This is a genomic window from Candidatus Thiothrix sulfatifontis, assembly GCA_022828425.1.
Taxonomy (GTDB): domain Bacteria; phylum Pseudomonadota; class Gammaproteobacteria; order Thiotrichales; family Thiotrichaceae; genus Thiothrix; species Thiothrix sulfatifontis.
This window is the reverse complement of record CP094685.1, coordinates 785,080-802,718: the sequence shown is the minus strand read 5'-3', so window position 1 is coordinate 802,718 and position 17,639 is coordinate 785,080. Positions and strand designations below refer to the sequence as shown.

The following is a 17,639-nucleotide window of genomic DNA, read 5'->3' as shown; positions in this document are numbered from 1 at the left end:
CTTAATCCCCCGCTGCCCGACCTTTTTGCGGGAATAGCCCACGCGGTCGTTTCTGGATGAATAAAATAATGAAAACCAGCACCAGAATTTTGGCAAGCACTGCCCCCGCCCACGGTTCTAGCACCTTGTTGACCACGCCCAGCGACAAGCCAGCCACCAACGTTCCCCACAAATTGCCGACCCCGCCGAATACCACCACCATGAACGAATCAATGATGTAAGCCTGCCCCAGATTCGGCCCCACGTTGGTCAACTGACTGAGCGCGACACCTGCGACACCCGCAATCCCCGAACCCAGCCCGAAGGTGAGAGCATCGACCCGCGCCGAACGCACCCCCATTGCCCGCGCCATTGCCCGATTCTGCGACACTGCCCGTACCTGCAAACCCAGATTGGTCTTGCGCAACACAAAATACAGCAGCGCAAACACCATCAGGCAAAACAGCACGATATACAGGCGGTTGTAGGTCAACGACAACACGCTATTGATTTCCAGCGAACCCGACATCCACGACGGGTTGGAAACCGGCACGTTTTGCGGCGAAATCACCGTGCGCACCAGTTGTTGCAGAATCAGGCTAATCCCAAACGTTGCCAGCAAGGTTTCCAGCGGTCGCCCGTACAAATGGCGGATCACGGTACGTTCGATCAAAATCCCCATTAACCCCGACACAATGAACGCCGCAGGCACTGCCACAAACAGCGAGTAATCAATAAAGTTGGGCATCAATTGCTGCACAATGTAAGTGGTATACGCCCCCAGCATGATTAGCTCGCCGTGCGCCATATTAATCACGCCCATCACCCCAAAAGTAATCGCCAAGCCAATCGCCGCCAGCACCAGCACCGAACCCAAGCTCAAGCCGAAAAACAGCGTTTCAACATGCCCGTACAACGCTGCGGTGTCTTCAATACTGCGCAAGGCTTCCTGCGCGGCTTTGGCAACTTCGGCATCGCTATCGGTCGTCATCGTAGTCAAGCGATTGCGCACGCCGGGGTGTAAATTGCCCGCCAGTGATTCAATCGCTGCCAACCGCACAGGCTGTTCCGCTGCATTCAAATCCGCCATTGCCAAGCCGAGTGACAAGGCTTCTTTGACGGCAGAATCGGTTTCTTTGTCCAGCAAGCCGCGTAATTGCCCTGCCATTTCCGGCGTGACCGTTTCCAGCAATCCGTTGGCGGAGGTGAGGCGCACCGCTGCATCAGGGTGGCTTAAACTGAGTTGCCCAATCGCGCCGCGCACGTATTTGCGCAAACTGTTGTTGGTGGGAATCTTGCGTAACTCATCGCCAGTGTTGCCATCCTTGGCGATGACCAGCGTTCCTTGTGCTTTATGTTGGTAGAGTTGCCCATCCAACAAGGCTTGCAAATACGGCACGGCTTCCGCGTCACCGCTGGCAGCCAATAAATCCACCGCTTCGCGGGTTTTGTCGAAAGAGGCTTCCTGAAATAACGGGGCTGCTTGGGTGAGGGTTGCACTTTGCTGCTCAGCTTGTAGCGGTGGGCAAAGCCACAACAACACGCTCAATAGCAACAGGCGGGTGAAATCAGTCGTTTTCAGCATACTATTTCCTGAATACCGAGAAAGAGTTCCCCATCTTCCTTCTTGCTCCCTTCACCCCTTGCGGGGGAAGGGTTGGGGATGGGGGTATTTATTCGTACTTCTGCCCGGAACACTTCTTGGTTTCAGTGTTGTAGTTGCCGCACGGTTTGCCGCCCGTTTCCTTACCTGTCCAATCCGCGACGATGTTTTTGGAGTCAGGCAGGAAGTCAGACCATGCGTCACCCGCAACTTCTGGGGTTTTGGAGACGACCTCAAACTGACCGTTTTCTTGGATTTCGCCAATCAGCACCGGTTTGGTCAAGTGGTGGTTCGGCAGCATTTTCGCCGTACCGCCGGTGAGGTTCGGCACTTCCTGACCAATCATCGCTTCGGCGACTTTATCGGTGTCGGTGGATTTGGCTTGCTCGACTGCTTTTACCCACATCTTGAAGCCGATGACGTGTGCTTCCATTGGGTCGTTGGTGACGCGCTTGTCGTTTTTGGTGTATGCCTTCCACTGCTTGATGAATTCTTTATTGCCGTCGTTTTCAACGCTCATGAAGTAGTTCCACGCCGCCAAATGACCAACCAATGGTTTGGTGTCGATACCGGAGAGTTCTTCTTCGCCCACGGAGAACGCGACGACGGGGATGTCTTCTGCGGAAATGCCCTGGTTGCCCAGTTCTTTGTAGAACGGTACGTTAGCATCGCCGTTGATGGTGGAAACCACGGCAGTTTTCTTGCCTTCGCCGCCGAATTTCTTGATGTCAGCCACGATGGACTGCCAGTCAGAATGACCGAACGGGGTGTAGTTGATCATGATGTCTTTTTCATCGACACCTTTGGATTTCAGATACGCTTCCAGAATCTTGTTGGTGGTGCGTGGGTAAACGTAGTCTGTGCCTGCCAATACCCAGCGTTTCACTTCGCCTTCTTTCATCAGGTAATCAACGGCGGGGATGGCTTGCTGGTTCGGCGCAGCACCTGTGTAGAATACGTTTTTGGAAGACTCTTCACCTTCGTATTGCACCGGGTAGAACAGCAGGCTGTTTTTCTCTTCAAACACGGGCAGCACGGATTTGCGGGAAACCGATGTCCAGCAACCGAAGGTCGCCGCTACTTTGTCTTTTTCGATCAGGTCACGGGCTTTTTCCGCAAACAAAGGCCAGTTGGAGGCAGGGTCAACCACCACGGCTTCGAGTTGCTTGCCCAGTACGCCGCCTTTTTTGTTTTGCTCATCAATCAGCATCAGCATGGTGTCTTTCAGGGTGGTTTCACTGATCGCCATCGTGCCGGAGAGGGAATGCAACACGCCTACCTTGATGGTGTCATCAGCAGCCATTGCCAAGCTGGATGTCCCCAGCGCCGCCGCCATGCTCACAACCAACAAAGTTTGTTTGAAAACGTTTTTAAGAAACATTGGGTCACTCCTGAAGGATGGATGAAAAATTTATTCTGTTCAGGATTAAGCACAAAGCGTGCCAGAGTATTTGGCTGTGGTAATTACGCACCAAACCGATGCAATAAAACAACATTTGCACCATTAATGACGTTTGCGAAAACGACAGGCATAAAAAAGGGATGCCGTAGCATCCCTCTTCAAAACCATTAAATGGAGTTTATTTAGTCAGTGGCAAGGTGTAGTTCACCAAAAACTGTGGATTGTCATCGACTTCTTCGTTATCCACGACAAACTGGCTCACCGCAAAGCCGAGGTTGTCATTGTACTGGTAGCCAAGCTGGATGTGACCTGGGCTGGCACCTTCTTCATACATGTGCTGACCGTACATGGCTGAATATTTATCTTTCGTGTATTTAGCGGTGACATAGCGGTATTCATTCGCATCGTCACCTTCCAGTGCTTCATACAACGTGACATTTGCAGGGCCAGAGCCAACAGACACCACTGCATCAACCAATTCGCCTGGGTCGATGTTGCCTTTGCCAGAATCAGGATAAACGTAGCTCCAAAGCGCTGTGTCAACGTCTAAACTGCCTACTTTTCCCGCCCAACCAGCATACAAGTCATACTCTGTACCCAAGGTAGCGTCGCCGGAAGAACCCCAGATGCCTGCATACGCACCGGAACCGTGTTTTACTTTCAGATCACCATAGACAGCCGCGTCGCCATCACCCAGATCAAAACCGCGCCACAAATACATGTTAGCGACCCCGGCAGAAGCAGACACTTCTGCACCAGAACCCGCATGAGCAACGGGTGCGGTCAACGCAGCCGCAGACAACATCACCAGCAGACCACTAGCAAGCGTTTTTTTAGTATGCATACAACACCTCAAACGTAATTACAAATAGGAACCAACCACATCACCTTGAAAAGTAACAGGACATTGGCTGTTAAATCCAAAGCAATATCCATGCCAGCAATATCAGCCTGAATTATTGAGCATCAGATGTGTGCAAGCCAAACGTATCCCGCACCATTTCAAGGCAAGTAGTCTTTATGCCTGTTCTAGCAAGCGCAATTCAAGCAATTTCTAGTTGAATGGTGGGCAATCACTTGCTTTATTGACACGATTGGATTATTGCTTTGTGCATTCGTGATTAGCCCAGCGAGAAATTTACTTCATGCCCCCGGAACACGCCCTTGTCGTCCGTCATATCAAAAAACGCTTCGGTGATTTAGCCGTCCTCAATGGCATCTCACTAACCGCCGACAAAGGCGATGTGATCTCCCTCCTCGGCTCTAGCGGCTCTGGCAAAAGCACTTTGTTACGCTGCATCAACCTGTTAGAAACGCCCGACGAAGGCGATGTTTACGTCACTGGCGAACGCATCGAAATGACCCGCGACCGCCACGGCAAAACCTTCCCCAAAAGCCAGAAACAAGTCGATCACATCCGCACCCGCTTAGGCATGGTATTCCAAGGTTTTAACCTGTGGAGTCACCGCACCATTCTGGAAAATATTATCGAAGCACCCGTGCATGTGCTCGGCATTCCCAAAGCCGAAGCCAAAGAATACGCCCTCGAATTGCTGCACAAAGTCGGCATTGCCAATAAAGCCGATAGCTATCCCGATCACTTATCCGGCGGACAACAGCAGCGCGTGGCGATTGCGCGAGCGCTGGCGATGAAACCCGCCGTGATGCTCTTCGACGAACCCACTTCCGCCCTCGACCCCGAATTGGTTGGCGAAGTGCTGCGCGTCATGCGCCAGCTTGCTGACGAAGGCATGACCATGCTGGTCGTGACCCACGAAATGGGTTTTGCGCGGGAAGTATCCTCACAAGTGATCTTTTTGCACCAAGGGCAAATCGAAGAACAAGGCAGCCCTGCACAAGTCTTCAACAACCCGCGTTCGGAACGTTGCCAGCAATTTCTTGCCACCCAGCTTAAATAACCTAACAGGAGACAACCATGAAACTACTCACCACCTTACTGTCGAGCGCTGTACTGGCACTGGCTGTTGCCGGGACTGCCCAAGCCGAAGACAAACTGCGTCTCGGCACAGAAGGCGCGTATGCCCCGTTCAATACCGTGGACAAGGACGGCAAGTTAGCAGGTTTTGACATCGACATCGGCAATGCGCTCTGCAAAGCGATGGCAACCGAGTGCGAATGGGTGACATCGGACTGGGACGGTTTGATTCCGGCGTTGGATGCGAAAAAGTTTGATGCCATTGTTGCTTCCATGTCGATCACGGCGGAGCGCAAGGAAAAAATCGACTTCACCAAAAAATATTACACCACCCCGATTCAGTGCATCCGCGCTGTCGGTACGGACGTTGACCCGACCGACACCGCCAAACTCAAAGGCAAAATGGTCGGCGTGCAAAGCGGTGTGGTAGCGGACAATTTCGTGCGCGGCAAATTCAAAGACATCGTGGAAGTCACTGCGTACAAAACCCAAGACGAAGCCAATATGGATTTGCTGGCAGGGCGCGTGGATTTGGTGTGTGCGGATTCGGTCGTGCTTGCGCCCGTTATCAAGGATGAAAAGAACGCGGGTAAAATCGAATTTGTGGGCGGCGATTTCAAGGATGTTGAATTCGTCGGGGAAGGCGTGGGCATTGGTATTCGCAAAGGTGATACGGCACTCGCGGAGAAGCTGAATAAGGCGATTGCTAAAATCCGTGAAGATGGCACTTACGCGGAGATTAATAAGAAATATTTCGACTTTGATTTGTACGGGGAATAAGACCCTCACCCCAACCCCTCTCCCAGAGGTAGAGGGGCTAAGAAAAATACACTCTTGCTCCCCCTCTACCTCTGGGAGAGGGGGCTGGGGGGTGAGGGTCTTCGAGGAGATACACATTGCTGGATTTACAGGGTTACGGCTGGCTGCTGCTCCAAGGTCTGCAAATGACCGTGCTGGTAGGATTGTGCGCCATGTTCATGGCAATCCTGTTCGGGTTGCTGGGCGCGTGGGGCAAGTTTTCGCACTCACGGTTGGCGAATTGGGCGGCGGATACCTACACCACCGTGGTGCGCGGCGTGCCGGAGCTGATCCTGCTGTTGTTGGTGTATTACGGTGTGCCGAAGCTGATTCAGGATGGTGCAGCGGCATTGGGGTATGAGTTGCGGCTCGACCTCAACCCGTTTGTGGCGGGTTTTATGACTATCGGTTTTATCTACGGCGCATTTTGTACCGAAGTGCTGCGCGGGGCGTTTTTGTCCGTGCCGCGTGGGCAGATGGAAGCGGCGCGAGCGATTGGCATGAGCAAAGCGCTGGCGTTCCGGCGGGTGCAATTGCCGTTGGCGATGCGCATGGCATTGCCGGGTTTGGGCAATGTGTGGATGGTATTGATCAAAGCCACCGCGCTGATTTCCTTGATTCAGTTGGATGAATTGATGCGTAACGCCAAACTGGCCGCCACCGCCACGCATCAGCCGTTTACCTTTTATTTCCTCGCCTCCCTGTTGTTCCTTGCGATTACCTTGGTGTCGACGTTGGTGTTGAAGCGTGCCGAAACCTGGGCAAAACGCGGGGTGCGCGTATGAATTGGGAATTGATCGGCGAGAGTTTGCCGAAATTGTTGGCGGGGACGGGTGTCACGGTGCAACTGACCTTGTTCAGCCTTGCTATCGGTTTGCTGTTGGCTGTGCCGCTGGCATTGGCGCGGTTGTCACACAATCCCTTGCTGAAGTATCCGACGGCGGGGTTTGTGTTTTATTTTCGGGGCACGCCGTTATTGGTGCAATTATTCCTGATCTATTACGGCAGTGGGCAATTCCGTGACGTGTTGAGTGACATGGGGTTGTGGACGTATTTTCGCAATGCATGGTTTTGCGCGGTGCTGACCCTGACACTGAATACGGCGGCGTATACGGCGGAAATTTTCCGTGGCGCGATTCAAGCCGTGCCGCGTGGCGAGATTGAGGCGGGCAAGGCGTTTGGGATGTCGGGTTGGTTGCTGTTCCGACGTGTGACTTTGCCGAAAGCCTTTCGGATTGCGTTGCCTGCGTATGGCAATGAGGTGGTGTTTTTGCTGCAAGCTACGTCGTTAGTGAGCGCGATTACGGTGATTGATTTGACGGGCGCGGCGGATTTGATCCGTTCCAAAACCTTTGCGGTGTATGAAATGTATCTGACGGCGGCGGTGCTGTATCTGATCATGACGTATGCGCTGGTGTATGCGTTTCGCTTGCTGGAAAAGCGTCTGAATGCTTACCAACACAGGTCGGCTTGAAGTAGTCCCCACGCGATTGTCCACATAATGATGCCGATTAGGATGTCGAGGATTTGCCATGTTCTGGGCTTTTGGAAAAGCGGTGAGAGTAATCTTGCGCCGTAGCCTAGCCCGAAAAACCAGATGCCCGACACACTGACTGCGCCGAGCAGAAACCAATACTTTTCGTGTGAAGGCAATGTGCCAGCGACACTGCCGAGGATGACGACGGTATCGAGGTATACGTGCGGATTCAGCAAGGTTAGCGCGAACGTGGTGGTGATGACGGCTGCGAGGCTGGCGGTGTTGGCATGGCTGGCGGCGGCTTCGAGATGGCTGGTGGCTTGGTAAGCACTGCGGAAGGCGTTGAAGCCGTACCAGAATAGGAAGGCTGAACCCAACAGCGCGAGGCTGCACGTTGCGATGGTGCTGTCCTTGATTAACGTGCCTAAACCTAATACGCCTGCCGACATTAATACCGCATCGCACAGGAAGCAGATCAGCGCGACCCAGAAAATGTGGTGGCGGGCTAATCCTTGTTTTAGGACGAAGGCGTTTTGTGCGCCGATGGCGACGATTAGACCGCTGGCGATCATCGCGCCTTTGAGAATGGTTTCGAGCATGTTGCGCCTTGTGGATGGAAATGGAATGAGGAGAGAGATTATATTGTAGAAAGTTATTACTTTTCTCCAATAAGAACTTGGCTACGGGGAGAATCTCCATTATAGTTTTTCTTATTGTAGAAACCATGCCACTTTCTAAAATATGAATCTATCTGAGTATCAATCTGGTCATTATGAAGCTCAATATGAGTACCGGAGCTTCATGCCATCCCTAATCAATCATCCTTGGGTGATCGCTGATCCTGCCCTGTCGCACCTACTGAGTCAGGCTGACCGTGCATTGGGTGAGCTGAATGCGTTTTCGCAATTAGTGCCGAATGTCGACTTTTTCATCCAGATGTATGTTGCCAAGGAAGCGACTTACTCAAGCCGCATTGAAGGCACGCAAACGAATGTCGAAGACGCTTTCAAGGATGCTGCTGATGTCGCGCCAGAGAAACGTGACGACTGGGCGGAAGTGCAGAACTACATTCAGGCGCTGAATTATGCGGTGGCGCGGCTGGAAACCCTGCCCCTCTCCAACCGCTTGTTGCGGGAGGCACACGCCACTCTGTTGCAAGGTATCAAGGGCGCAACCAAACAACCCGGTGAATTTCGCACCAGCCAGAACTGGATTGGCATTAGCCTGAAAAATGCGGTGTTTGTTCCCCCGCACCATGAGCGGGTTGGCGAGTTAATGAGTGATCTGGAAAAATTCCTGCACGACGACACGCACTATGTATCACCGCTGCTCAAGATTGCGATTGCACATTACCAGTTTGAAACGATTCACCCGTTTCTGGATGGTAATGGGCGCTTAGGGCGTTTGCTGATTCCGTTGTTTCTGGCATCTGAACAGATTCTTGCCAAACCCGCGTTGTATTTGTCGGATTATTTCGAGCGCAACAAGACGGCTTATGTCGACCACCTGATGGCAGTCAGGCAAGGCAACCACCTGCGTGAATGGCTGCTGTTCTTTTTGCATGGCGTGGCGGAAACGGCACAATCCTCTATTGCTGTATTCAAAAGCATATTGCTGCTCAAAGAGCGTATCGACAGGGATGTATTGCCACGCTTCGGTGTACGGCGGCAGGAGAATGCGCAACAGCTTATGCGCTACCTCTACCGGAAGCCGGTTGTTGATGTTAAAACGGTTACGGAGCTTTTGGAAACCACGCAAAAAACGGCAGGGTCGCTGGTTGATGACTTGGTTAGTTATGGTGTGTTGGCTGAAATCACCGGGCAGCGGCGGAATCGGTTGTTTGTGTTTAGGGAATACCTTGGGTTATTTACAAGATAGAGATGGGATTTGTGATTTGCGTTAGAATAGCCAATTTGAGACCTGACGAAACTGCCCCATGTCGCCGAATACCAATCCCCACGTACCTGTCGCCCTGTTCGACCACCCCAAATACTGGGCGGAATGCTACGACACCTCGCCCTATCTCCCCATGAGTCGTGCGGAAATGGACACGCTGGGCTGGGATTCCTGCGACATTATTATCGTCACGGGTGACGCTTATGTAGACCACCCCTCGTTCGGCATGGCAGTCATCGGGCGGATGCTGGAAGCACAAGGTTTCCGTGTCGGCATCATTGCGCAACCCGATTGGCATTCCAAAGACCCGTTCATGGCACTGGGCGCACCCAACCTGTTCTTCGGCGTGGCGGCGGGCAATATGGACTCGATGATCAACCGCTACACCGCCGACCGCAAAACGCGCTCCGACGACGTTTACACCCCCGGCGGCATGGCAGGCAAACGCCCCGACCGCGCCACGCTGGTGTACACGCACCGCTGCCGCGAAGCCTACCCCGACGTGCCGATCATTATCGGCGGGATCGAAGCCTCGTTGCGGCGCATTGCGCACTTCGATTACTGGCAAGAAAAAGTGCGCACCTCGATCCTGCTGGATGCCGCCGCCGACCTGCTGCTATACGGCAATGCCGAACGCGCCGTGGTGGAAGTCGCACACCGCATTGCCTCCGGCGAACCCGTTTCCCAAATCACCGACGTGCGCGGCACGGCCTTCATCCGCCGCGACACCCCGCAAGGCTGGATGGAAATCGACTCCAGCCGCATCGACCAACCGGGCAAAATCGACCGCATTATCAACCCCTACCTCAACACCACCGAGATGAGTGAATGCGAAGTCGAAAAGCGCAACGTGCAATGGTTTGAGTACGAAGACCCGCGCAGCAAACGCCCCGACGAACACCAACTGATCTTCCACCCCCGCGCCCGTTTAGACCGCGACACCACCGTGATTCGCCTGCCGTCTTACGAAAAAGTCAGCAAAGACAAAGCCTTGTACGCCCACGCCAACCGCGTGCTGCACTTGGAAACCAACCCCGGCAACGCCCGCGCCTTGGTGCAAAAACACGGCAATATCGACGTGTGGCTGAACCCGCCACCGATTCCGCTGACCACGCCGGAAATGGATTTCGTGTTCGGGCTGCCCTACGCTCGCTTGCCGCACCCGTCCTATAACGGCGTAAAAATCCCCGCCTATGACATGATCCGTTTCTCGGTGAATATCATGCGCGGCTGCTTTGGCGGCTGCACCTTCTGTTCGATTACCGAACACGAAGGGCGCATTATCCAAAGCCGTTCCAAAGAATCCATCATCCGCGAAGTCGAAGAAATCCGCGACAAAGTACCGGGATTTACCGGGGTAATTTCCGACCTTGGCGGCCCCACGGCGAATATGTACCGCCTCGCCTGCAAAGACCCAAAGATCGAAGCCGCGTGCCGCAAACCCGCGTGCGTTTACCCCGATGTGTGCCACAACCTCAACACCGACCACGCCGCCTTGAAGGAGTTGTACCGCGAAGCGCGTACCTTACCCGGCATCAAGAAAATCCTGATCGGTTCAGGGGTGCGCTATGACCTTGCCATCAAAGACCCCGAATACGTCAAAGAATTGGTGACGCACCACGTCGGTGGCTATTTAAAAATCGCCCCGGAACACACCGAAGAATCGCCCCTGTCCAAAATGATGAAACCGGGCATCGGCGCGTATGACGAATTCAAACGCCTGTTCGAGAAATACACCAAGGAAGCGGGCAAAGAACAATATTTGATCCCGTATTTCATCGCCGCGCACCCCGGCACGTCCGACGAAGACATGCTCAACCTCGCGCTGTGGCTAAAGAAACACGGCTTCCGCGCCGACCAAGTGCAGGCGTTTTACCCCTCGCCGATGGCATCCGCCACCACCATGTACCACACCGACAAAAACCCGCTGCACAAAGTTACCTACAAGAGCGAAAAAGTCGCCACCGCGAAATCACCGGAACAGCGCAAGCTGCACAAAGCGTTTTTGCGCTGGCACGACCCGAAAAACTGGCCGCTGCTGCGCAAAGCGATGGCGGAGATGGGACGGCAGGAACTGATCGGCGATGGCGAAAATCAGTTGATCCCGCATTACAAGGCGGGTGAGGAACAGTTGGTGTATGAGGCGCATCGGCGCAAGAATAAGGGCGGGGAGCATCAGAAGCGGGTGGGGAAACCTGCGCAAGCGGCAGTGGGGAAACCGAATTATGGTAAACCTGTGCAAAGTGCAGCGGCTGGTAAACCCAATACTGGCAAACCTGCGCAAGCGGCAGCGAATAAACCGAATGCGGGTAAACCGCAGAGTGGGAAGATGTTGACGCAGCATACGGGGTTGCCACCGAAGGCGTGGGCGGATTTTGGCGGTAAACCGAAGCCGACCAGCAAGCCCAAGCAGCGCGGTGGTAGATAGCCGCAAACCAATCAGCGTAGTATCATCATCGGACACCCTTGATAGGTAAACGATTATGAAGGTAATCATGCTGATGCCTGAAAAAACGGAACCGGCACAAGCGCCCTCTCAAGCAGCACTCAAAGAACGTTTGTTAACCATTGCCAAACGCTGCGCCGCATTGCCCCTGTTTGACCGTCGCACACCGGATGAAATTCTGGGTTACGACTATTATGGGATGCCAAGTGCATGATGATTGATTCGTAGGTTTTGATTGCCATCCTTGAAAATGAGCCAGAAGCAGCACGCTTGATTGAGGCGATTGCCTATGACCCGGTACATCTGATTTCAGCAGTATCAGTGGGAAACCAGCATTGTCACTCTGAACCGCCGGGGTGAAGCCGGAGTTGCTGAACTGGATGCTTTTTTGCAGGAAGCAGTTATTGAAACCATTGCGGTGACACCTGAACAAGCGACATTGGCACGGCAGGCTTACGAACGTTATGGAAAAAGCAGGCATCCCGCCAAACTCAATTTTGGTGACTGCTTTTCGTATGCCGCAGCGGTAGCTTGCACTGAACCGTTGCTGTTCAAAGGTAATGACTTTAGCGAAACAGATATTCTATATTTTATTAATTTGGCGGAGTAATATAAACACTGGCACTACGAACAGAAAGTATGGAAGATGATTCGAAATCATCATTAATGCCTTTATTTTTTATACCAATGAATAATGCATTTCACCGATTGAAATACTGAATATTTCGTAGTGATTAATTTGCACTGATGTTTGATTTCCCATGACGCAAGTGGAAAGAGTTTTATATTTACGAGAACATTCCGATAAATATAACGCACCCCAACCTTGCAAACCACCAATTAAGCCTATATCCTTCGCCAGATTTTCAAGTTGATTTAGTGCATCCCTATTGCAAATTTTTGTAGCTATAACATAGACTTCCAACCAAAATCGCATGGCACTTGTTATATCTTTTTTTTCAAGCATACATGCCCCATTCTAAAAAATGTATTACATAAACCATCCATGTCACCGATTTTCTGTTGAATAGTACGTGCTTTATTAAGGTGGTTTATGGCAATATCGTAGTCACCACGTCCAGAATAAATTATTGAAATATTACAGCGAGTTCTACCCTCGCCAAATTTGTCACCAATTTCAAGTGTTATAGCAAGTGATTTTTCAAAATAATTGAGAGCAGTATTATAATCACCATATTCAGAATAGATTAAAGAGCATCTCTTTATACACAAATCAGTCCTCCCCCAACTCACTAGCCATCTGAATCCCATAAATACAGTCCAGCACCCTTGAGTAGCCAAGCCAGATACTTTTAGCCCCCGGTTCGCCATCGCATTTTCTGCCCAAAAAGCCCCCCAGTTCCGCTAGATTGCGGATCACTTGATTGAGGGTAGGTATGCCATCGGGTAGTGCTTTTTTGCCGAGCCGGAAGGATACTTTCCATTCCAGCGGGTCAAACACCAGATCAGCCGGAAGTTCTGGGCAGGTACGCCCCAACCGCATCAGAAACATAATCCGCCAGGCCACCATGATGTAGAGCGCGAGGGCTTTTTCGATGCGCTCTTTAGTGTCCAGTTGCAGTTTTTCGACGCGACAGCCGACTTTCAGGACATCAAAAAACATCTCGATTTCCCAACGCGCCCGATACCAGTCGATGAGTTCACAGGCGGCATCGGCGGTCTCTACACAACGGTTGGTGACTAAACGCCAAATGAGGGACGATTTTCCGGCGGGTGGGTTGATTTCTTTGGCTTGAACCAAGGTCAATAGCATCGGATGCTTACTTTTGGGACGCAGGGTGTAACGTAACACCTTGATTTCTTGTACCACTTTGCGAGGCTTTTCACCCTGCTTGCGCGGTTTGGTAAAAGTGATACGAGTCAACGCCTGTTGTTGATCAATGGCATCCCACAGTTTGAGGTCATCCCCCAAGGCGCGGTTATGTTGCGCCCGTATCAGCAGGTCAGCCGGGTAATCCAAGGCTTGCGCCCGTTTGAGTAAGTCATAAAAGTCGCTTTCACGGTCGCCCGTATAGATGAGGCGGTGTTCAGGGCAGCGTGCCGCCAGTTCGGCTACCCGTTCATACCCTTCAATCCAGCGACGGCTTTCTTTGATGCCGGGGTTGGCAAGATCCGCCGCTTTGCTCAAGCCCCGTGACCACATCCACGTATCGGTGATCCCCAGTGGCAGACGGTCTGGGGTGATACACAAGGTCGGATGCAGGTACATCCCGCGTTGCTTATCGTAGGATAAACGCCCCAAACCCTCGGTTTCCTGCCCATTGAAATCCAGTTCGGTGGTGTCTTGAATACACAGGATAATCCGCGAATCTTGCTGACGGATTCGACACTCGGTCGCTTCAAAGTGGGATGCCATCAAAGCATCATGGCTCACCGCTTCATTCCAGAAGAAACGGTACGTCGCCAAGGTGCTTGACCAACTTTGACAAGCTTTCGGGATGCTCGATTGGGGGGCTTTTAGCATGGCGTTGAGGATATGGGCAGCGCGTGTTTCGAGACGCTTGTCTCCCAAATCAAGATCGGTGAGTTCGGTAGATGACCAGTTCATGGGTGAAAATTGCTTATCCTACATCAGCTTAGGGACTTGTGTATAAGGAGATGCGTTTATCCGGCTCTTTGAAGGTATACCAATGAATTTCGCCACGCTTCATTCATCACCCCATGCCTGTTCTTCTTCCCACACTGAAAATTCGTCGGGGGCAACAGGGTGGCGCAAGTAGCCAGCGCGGTGTTTTTCTACCAATTTGCGTTGGTGATAGAGTGCAATTGCGATGCGCAAGGCTTCGCGAGTGAAGGCGGAACGGTTGGTGTGGTTTTCCTGAACAACCTGATCAAGTTCAGCTACCAGATCGTCATCAAAGGTCATTTGCAAGGTTCGCATAGTGGTTTCCATGTGGATGATTATAGCTATATTAACATGGGTTCACGGAATAGCCTTGCCAACTACTTGCTAACAACGCAATTAAGCCAGCTTGAAACTTTTGCGGGTATCGAGCAACGGTTGCGCACTAAAAACCTCGGCGACTTGAAGCAGAAAATTGCGTCATTGTTGGATAAAGTGCCACACAATCCTAACGTGCCAGAGTGGGATCGGTTGTGATGGTGGCAATAGGCAACGCCGCCTTATCCACCACCCGCCGCAACACAAAGCTGGAATGCACCCCGCTCACCCCCGGTATGCGCGTAATGCGGTTGAGCAGCAATGCCTGATACGCATCCATATCTTTCACCACCACCTTGAGCTGGTAATCGGCGGATTGCCCGGTGATCAGCAGGCATTCGAGTATTTCGGGAATGTCAGCGATGCGGGTTTCAAAGGTGTCGAAACGTTCCGGCGTGTGCTGATCCATCGAAATGTGGATTAACGCCATCAACGACAGACCGAGCTTTTTCGCATCCAGCAACGCCCGATAGCCGGTGATGAAACCCGCCTCTTGCAGCAGCCGTACCCGCCGCAAACAGGGCGAAGGTGACAGCCCAATGCGGTCAGCCAAATCCTGATTGCTTATACAGCCGTTGTCTTGCAGCACTTGCAGGATGTGCCAGTCGTAGCGGTCGAGTTGCATTATTATTCCATAATTGAGTTTTTGTTAGCAATTTACTGCCAATACGATAGGTTTTTATCCCGCAAAACGCAATCGCCTGCCACGCCCTTTCTTTTAAACTAAGCGCATTAACCACTAGAGCAGCGTGCCATGTTGAAACAGCCTTCCACCAAATACCGTCCGTTCCCGCCCGTCGCCTTGACTGACCGCCAATGGCCGAGCCGTTCCCTTACCCAGCCGCCGATCTGGATGAGTACCGATTTGCGCGATGGCAATCAATCACTGTTCGAGCCGATGAATGGGGAACGTAAGATGCGCATGTTCCACACCCTCTGCACCATCGGTTTCAAGGAAATTGAGGTGGCGTTTCCTTCCGCGTCACAAACCGATTTTGATTTTGTGCGCGAGCTGATCGAAGGCAAGCACATTCCCGCCGATGTCACCATCGAGGTGTTGACGCAGGCGCGGGAGCATTTGATTCGGCGCACAATGGAATCCTTGCGCGGCGCACGGCGGGCGATTGTGCACGTCTACAACGCCACTTCTCAGCCGTTCCGCGACACCGTGTTTGGGATGAGCAAGGCGGATGTGTTGGGCATGGCAGTGTCGGCGGTGGAATTGATCAAGCACTTGGCAGCCGACCAACCGGAAACCGAATGGGTGTTGGAATACAGCCCGGAAACCTTCAGCGCCACCGAATTGGAATTTGCTCGTGAAGTATGCGATGCCGTGACCGCTGCATGGGGCGCAACCCCCACCAATCCGGTGATCATCAACTTGCCCGCGACTGTCGAAATGGCAACGCCGAATGTGTACGCCGACCAGATTGAATGGATGCACCGCCAGCTTGCCCGCCGCGACAGCGTGATCCTCAGTGTGCATCCACACAATGACCGAGGCACAGCGGTAGCAGCGACAGAATTGGCGTTGTTGGCGGGTGCTGATCGGGTCGAAGGTTGCTTGTTCGGCAGCGGCGAACGCACCGGCAACGTTGACATCGTGACCTTGGCACTCAACCTCTACACCCAAGGCATTGCGCCCGGTTTGGATTTTTCCGACATCAACGCAGTGGCGCGGACGGCGGAATATTGCACGCAATTGCCGATTCATCCGCGTCACCCGTATGTGGGCGATTTGGTGTTTACCGCGTTTTCCGGCTCGCATCAGGATGCGATCAAGAAAGGCTTGGCGGTGCAAACGGCGGAATCGTTCTGGAACGTGCCGTACTTGCCGATTGATCCGGCGGACGTGGGGCGCAGTTACGATTCGGTGATTCGCGTCAACAGCCAGTCGGGTAAAGGCGGCATTGCGTACTTGCTGGAAAGTGCTTATGGCATTGTGATGCCGCGCCGCTTGCAGGTCGAATTTTCCAGCGTGGTGAAAGACCACACCGATCAGCACGGTTGCGAAGTGAATGCCAGCGACATCTGGGGCATTTTTGCTGCGACGTATTTGGAGACTGCTACGCCCGTGCGTTATTGCGCACACCATTTGTTTGAACAGGGTGATGCGCAAGGCATTCGCTTGGTGATTGAGCGCGATGGCATTCGACACGAACTCACGGGGACGGGGAATGGGCCGATTGATGCGGCAGTTCATGCTTTGCAAGGGGCGGGGATTCGGGTGCAAGTGCGCAGTTACGAGGAGCGTTCTATTGGCGCAAGCGTGGATGCGGGTGATGCGCAAGCCTGCGCTTTCATTGAATTGCGGCAGGCGGGTGTGGGCAGCAGTGCCGAATGTTACGGCGTGGGGATTGATGGCAATATCATTACCGCCTCCATCAAAGCCTTGGTCAGCGGGGCAAATCGCTTGGTGGGTGAAGCTTATTAACCAACGATGTCCAGTTGTACGTCAGCAGTGCCATTGAGGAGCAACCCTAACTGTTCGGCGGCGGCTTGTGAAACATCCACGATACGACCCGGTTTGAATGGGCCACGGTCATTAACGCGCACCGTGACAGATTGCCCCGTTTGCAGATTGGTAACACGAATAAGTGTACCGAAAGGCAAGTTGGGGTGTGCAGCAGTCATGGCATACATATCGTAGGTTTCGCCACTCGCGGTTGGGCGTCCGTGGTATTGGGTTCCATAGTAGGAGGCTTTGCCGATATTTGACGAGCGGTTAGTTTGTTCAGGTGCTGGCTGATAAGCGGCTTGCGGTTTTTCGTAGAGGTCGTATTGCTGTACGTTGCTCACTTGATAAACAAGATAGTCGGCATTGGCGACGCCGCCAAACAGTTGTAAGCAAACGAAAGTGCATCCAATGAAATGGGCTAAAGATTTGATTAATTTGTTGTTTTTCATGGGTGATCTCGCTTTTTGAATGTTTGTTATTTGATGTGTCCATATTTTCATAAAGCGAACTAATAGAAACGCGCCCCCTAGACAGGCGCAAAAACGCGGGCGATAACCGCAACTGACGGTCGCTGAGAGCAGATAAGCGGTAGAAAAAGTGCCGATAATGGCGGATGAGCGGCGTTGCCTACAATTCAAATGGGCATTCGTCACAGATGCTGATATATTTGTCTAATGGATAA

Annotated in this window: 19 protein-coding genes; 10 read left to right on the top strand and 9 right to left on the bottom strand. The window is 52.6% G+C overall.

Translation table 11 applies throughout. The features are described 5' to 3' along the window. Position 1 precedes the first annotated feature (1 nt). From urtB to L3K52_04065, 3 genes are all read right to left on the bottom strand, one after another. Positions 2–1,564, bottom strand: a complete 1,563-nt coding sequence (gene urtB, locus L3K52_04075; protein ID UOG92913.1) for an urea ABC transporter permease subunit UrtB — start codon at positions 1,562–1,564, stop codon at positions 2–4. 88 nt (positions 1,565–1,652) lie between these two features. Further along, positions 1,653–2,963, bottom strand: a complete 1,311-nt coding sequence (urtA, locus tag L3K52_04070) for an urea ABC transporter substrate-binding protein (GenBank protein ID UOG92912.1) — start codon at positions 2,961–2,963, stop codon at positions 1,653–1,655. Between the two features lie 199 nt (positions 2,964–3,162). Next, positions 3,163–3,828 carry a TorF family putative porin gene (locus L3K52_04065; GenBank protein ID UOG92911.1) on the bottom strand — a complete coding sequence of 222 codons (666 nt, stop codon included), beginning with the start codon at positions 3,826–3,828 and terminating at the stop codon, positions 3,163–3,165. A 301-nt stretch (positions 3,829–4,129) separates the two neighbouring features. Here L3K52_04065 and L3K52_04060 point away from each other — a divergent pair, with 301 nt between their 5' ends. The 4 genes from L3K52_04060 to L3K52_04045 all read left to right on the top strand — a co-directional run bounded on the left by L3K52_04060 (position 4,130) and on the right by L3K52_04045 (position 7,192). After that, a complete protein-coding gene (locus L3K52_04060; GenBank protein UOG92910.1) occupies positions 4,130–4,903 on the top strand; it encodes an ATP-binding cassette domain-containing protein in 774 nt (257 codons plus the stop codon). 17 nt (positions 4,904–4,920) lie between these two features. After that, positions 4,921–5,700 (top strand): lysine/arginine/ornithine ABC transporter substrate-binding protein, encoded by a 780-nt coding sequence (locus tag L3K52_04055; protein UOG92909.1) that lies wholly within the window; start codon positions 4,921–4,923, stop codon positions 5,698–5,700. A gap of 116 nt (positions 5,701–5,816) precedes the next feature. Next, entirely contained in the window at positions 5,817–6,503 is a 687-nt protein-coding gene (locus L3K52_04050; protein UOG92908.1) for an ABC transporter permease, read from the top strand. Beyond that, the gene (locus L3K52_04045) at positions 6,500–7,192 is read left to right on the top strand and encodes an ABC transporter permease (protein UOG92907.1); all 693 of its coding nucleotides are present in this window, start codon (positions 6,500–6,502) and stop codon (positions 7,190–7,192) included. The genes L3K52_04050 and L3K52_04045 overlap by 4 nt, the downstream gene beginning before the upstream one ends. Here L3K52_04045 and L3K52_04040 read toward each other — a convergent pair. Beyond that, the gene (locus tag L3K52_04040; GenBank protein UOG92906.1) at positions 7,171–7,794 is read right to left on the bottom strand and encodes a LysE/ArgO family amino acid transporter; all 624 of its coding nucleotides are present in this window, start codon (positions 7,792–7,794) and stop codon (positions 7,171–7,173) included. The two genes, L3K52_04045 and L3K52_04040, sit on opposite strands and share 22 nt — an antisense overlap. Positions 7,795–7,996: 202 nt before the next feature. Between L3K52_04040 and L3K52_04035 the strand changes: the two genes are divergently transcribed. The 4 genes from L3K52_04035 (at position 7,997) to L3K52_04020 (ending at position 12,147) form a co-directional block, all read left to right on the top strand. Then, positions 7,997–9,073, top strand: a complete 1,077-nt coding sequence (locus tag L3K52_04035; GenBank protein ID UOG92905.1) for a Fic family protein — start codon at positions 7,997–7,999, stop codon at positions 9,071–9,073. Between the two features lie 58 nt (positions 9,074–9,131). Continuing rightward, positions 9,132–11,519, top strand: a complete 2,388-nt coding sequence (locus L3K52_04030; GenBank protein ID UOG92904.1) for a YgiQ family radical SAM protein — start codon at positions 9,132–9,134, stop codon at positions 11,517–11,519. Between the two features lie 73 nt (positions 11,520–11,592). Continuing rightward, the gene (locus L3K52_04025; protein ID UOG92903.1) at positions 11,593–11,751 is read left to right on the top strand and encodes a type II toxin-antitoxin system VapB family antitoxin; all 159 of its coding nucleotides are present in this window, start codon (positions 11,593–11,595) and stop codon (positions 11,749–11,751) included. A gap of 174 nt (positions 11,752–11,925) precedes the next feature. Further along, the gene (locus L3K52_04020) at positions 11,926–12,147 is read left to right on the top strand and encodes a type II toxin-antitoxin system VapC family toxin (protein ID UOG92902.1); all 222 of its coding nucleotides are present in this window, start codon (positions 11,926–11,928) and stop codon (positions 12,145–12,147) included. Positions 12,148–12,216: 69 nt separating this feature from the next. Here the strand turns inward: L3K52_04020 and L3K52_04015 are convergent, their stop codons facing one another. From L3K52_04015 to L3K52_04005, 3 genes are all read right to left on the bottom strand, one after another. Further along, positions 12,217–12,504 carry a hypothetical protein gene (locus L3K52_04015; GenBank protein ID UOG92901.1) on the bottom strand — a complete coding sequence of 96 codons (288 nt, stop codon included), beginning with the start codon at positions 12,502–12,504 and terminating at the stop codon, positions 12,217–12,219. Positions 12,505–12,771: 267 nt separating this feature from the next. Further along, positions 12,772–14,106: an IS4 family transposase gene (locus L3K52_04010; protein UOG92900.1), complete on the bottom strand. Its 1,335-nt coding sequence runs from the start codon at positions 14,104–14,106 to the stop codon at positions 12,772–12,774. Positions 14,107–14,205: 99 nt separating this feature from the next. Next, a complete protein-coding gene (locus L3K52_04005; GenBank protein UOG92899.1) occupies positions 14,206–14,439 on the bottom strand; it encodes a ribbon-helix-helix domain-containing protein in 234 nt (77 codons plus the stop codon). A gap of 36 nt (positions 14,440–14,475) precedes the next feature. Here L3K52_04005 and L3K52_04000 point away from each other — a divergent pair, with 36 nt between their 5' ends. Further along, positions 14,476–14,658: a hypothetical protein gene (locus L3K52_04000; GenBank protein ID UOG92898.1), complete on the top strand. Its 183-nt coding sequence runs from the start codon at positions 14,476–14,478 to the stop codon at positions 14,656–14,658. On the opposite strand, the gene L3K52_03995 is transcribed toward L3K52_04000, so the two are convergent. Continuing rightward, positions 14,630–15,127, bottom strand: a complete 498-nt coding sequence (locus L3K52_03995; GenBank protein UOG93964.1) for an Lrp/AsnC family transcriptional regulator — start codon at positions 15,125–15,127, stop codon at positions 14,630–14,632. The genes L3K52_04000 and L3K52_03995 overlap by 29 nt on opposite strands. 126 nt (positions 15,128–15,253) lie before the next feature. Between L3K52_03995 and leuA the strand changes: the two genes are divergently transcribed. Then, positions 15,254–16,933 carry a 2-isopropylmalate synthase gene (leuA, locus tag L3K52_03990; GenBank protein ID UOG92897.1) on the top strand — a complete coding sequence of 560 codons (1,680 nt, stop codon included), beginning with the start codon at positions 15,254–15,256 and terminating at the stop codon, positions 16,931–16,933. Here the strand turns inward: leuA and L3K52_03985 are convergent. After that, entirely contained in the window at positions 16,930–17,406 is a 477-nt protein-coding gene (locus L3K52_03985) for a septal ring lytic transglycosylase RlpA family protein (protein ID UOG92896.1), read from the bottom strand. The genes leuA and L3K52_03985 overlap by 4 nt on opposite strands. Positions 17,407–17,639: the final 233 nt, after the last annotated feature.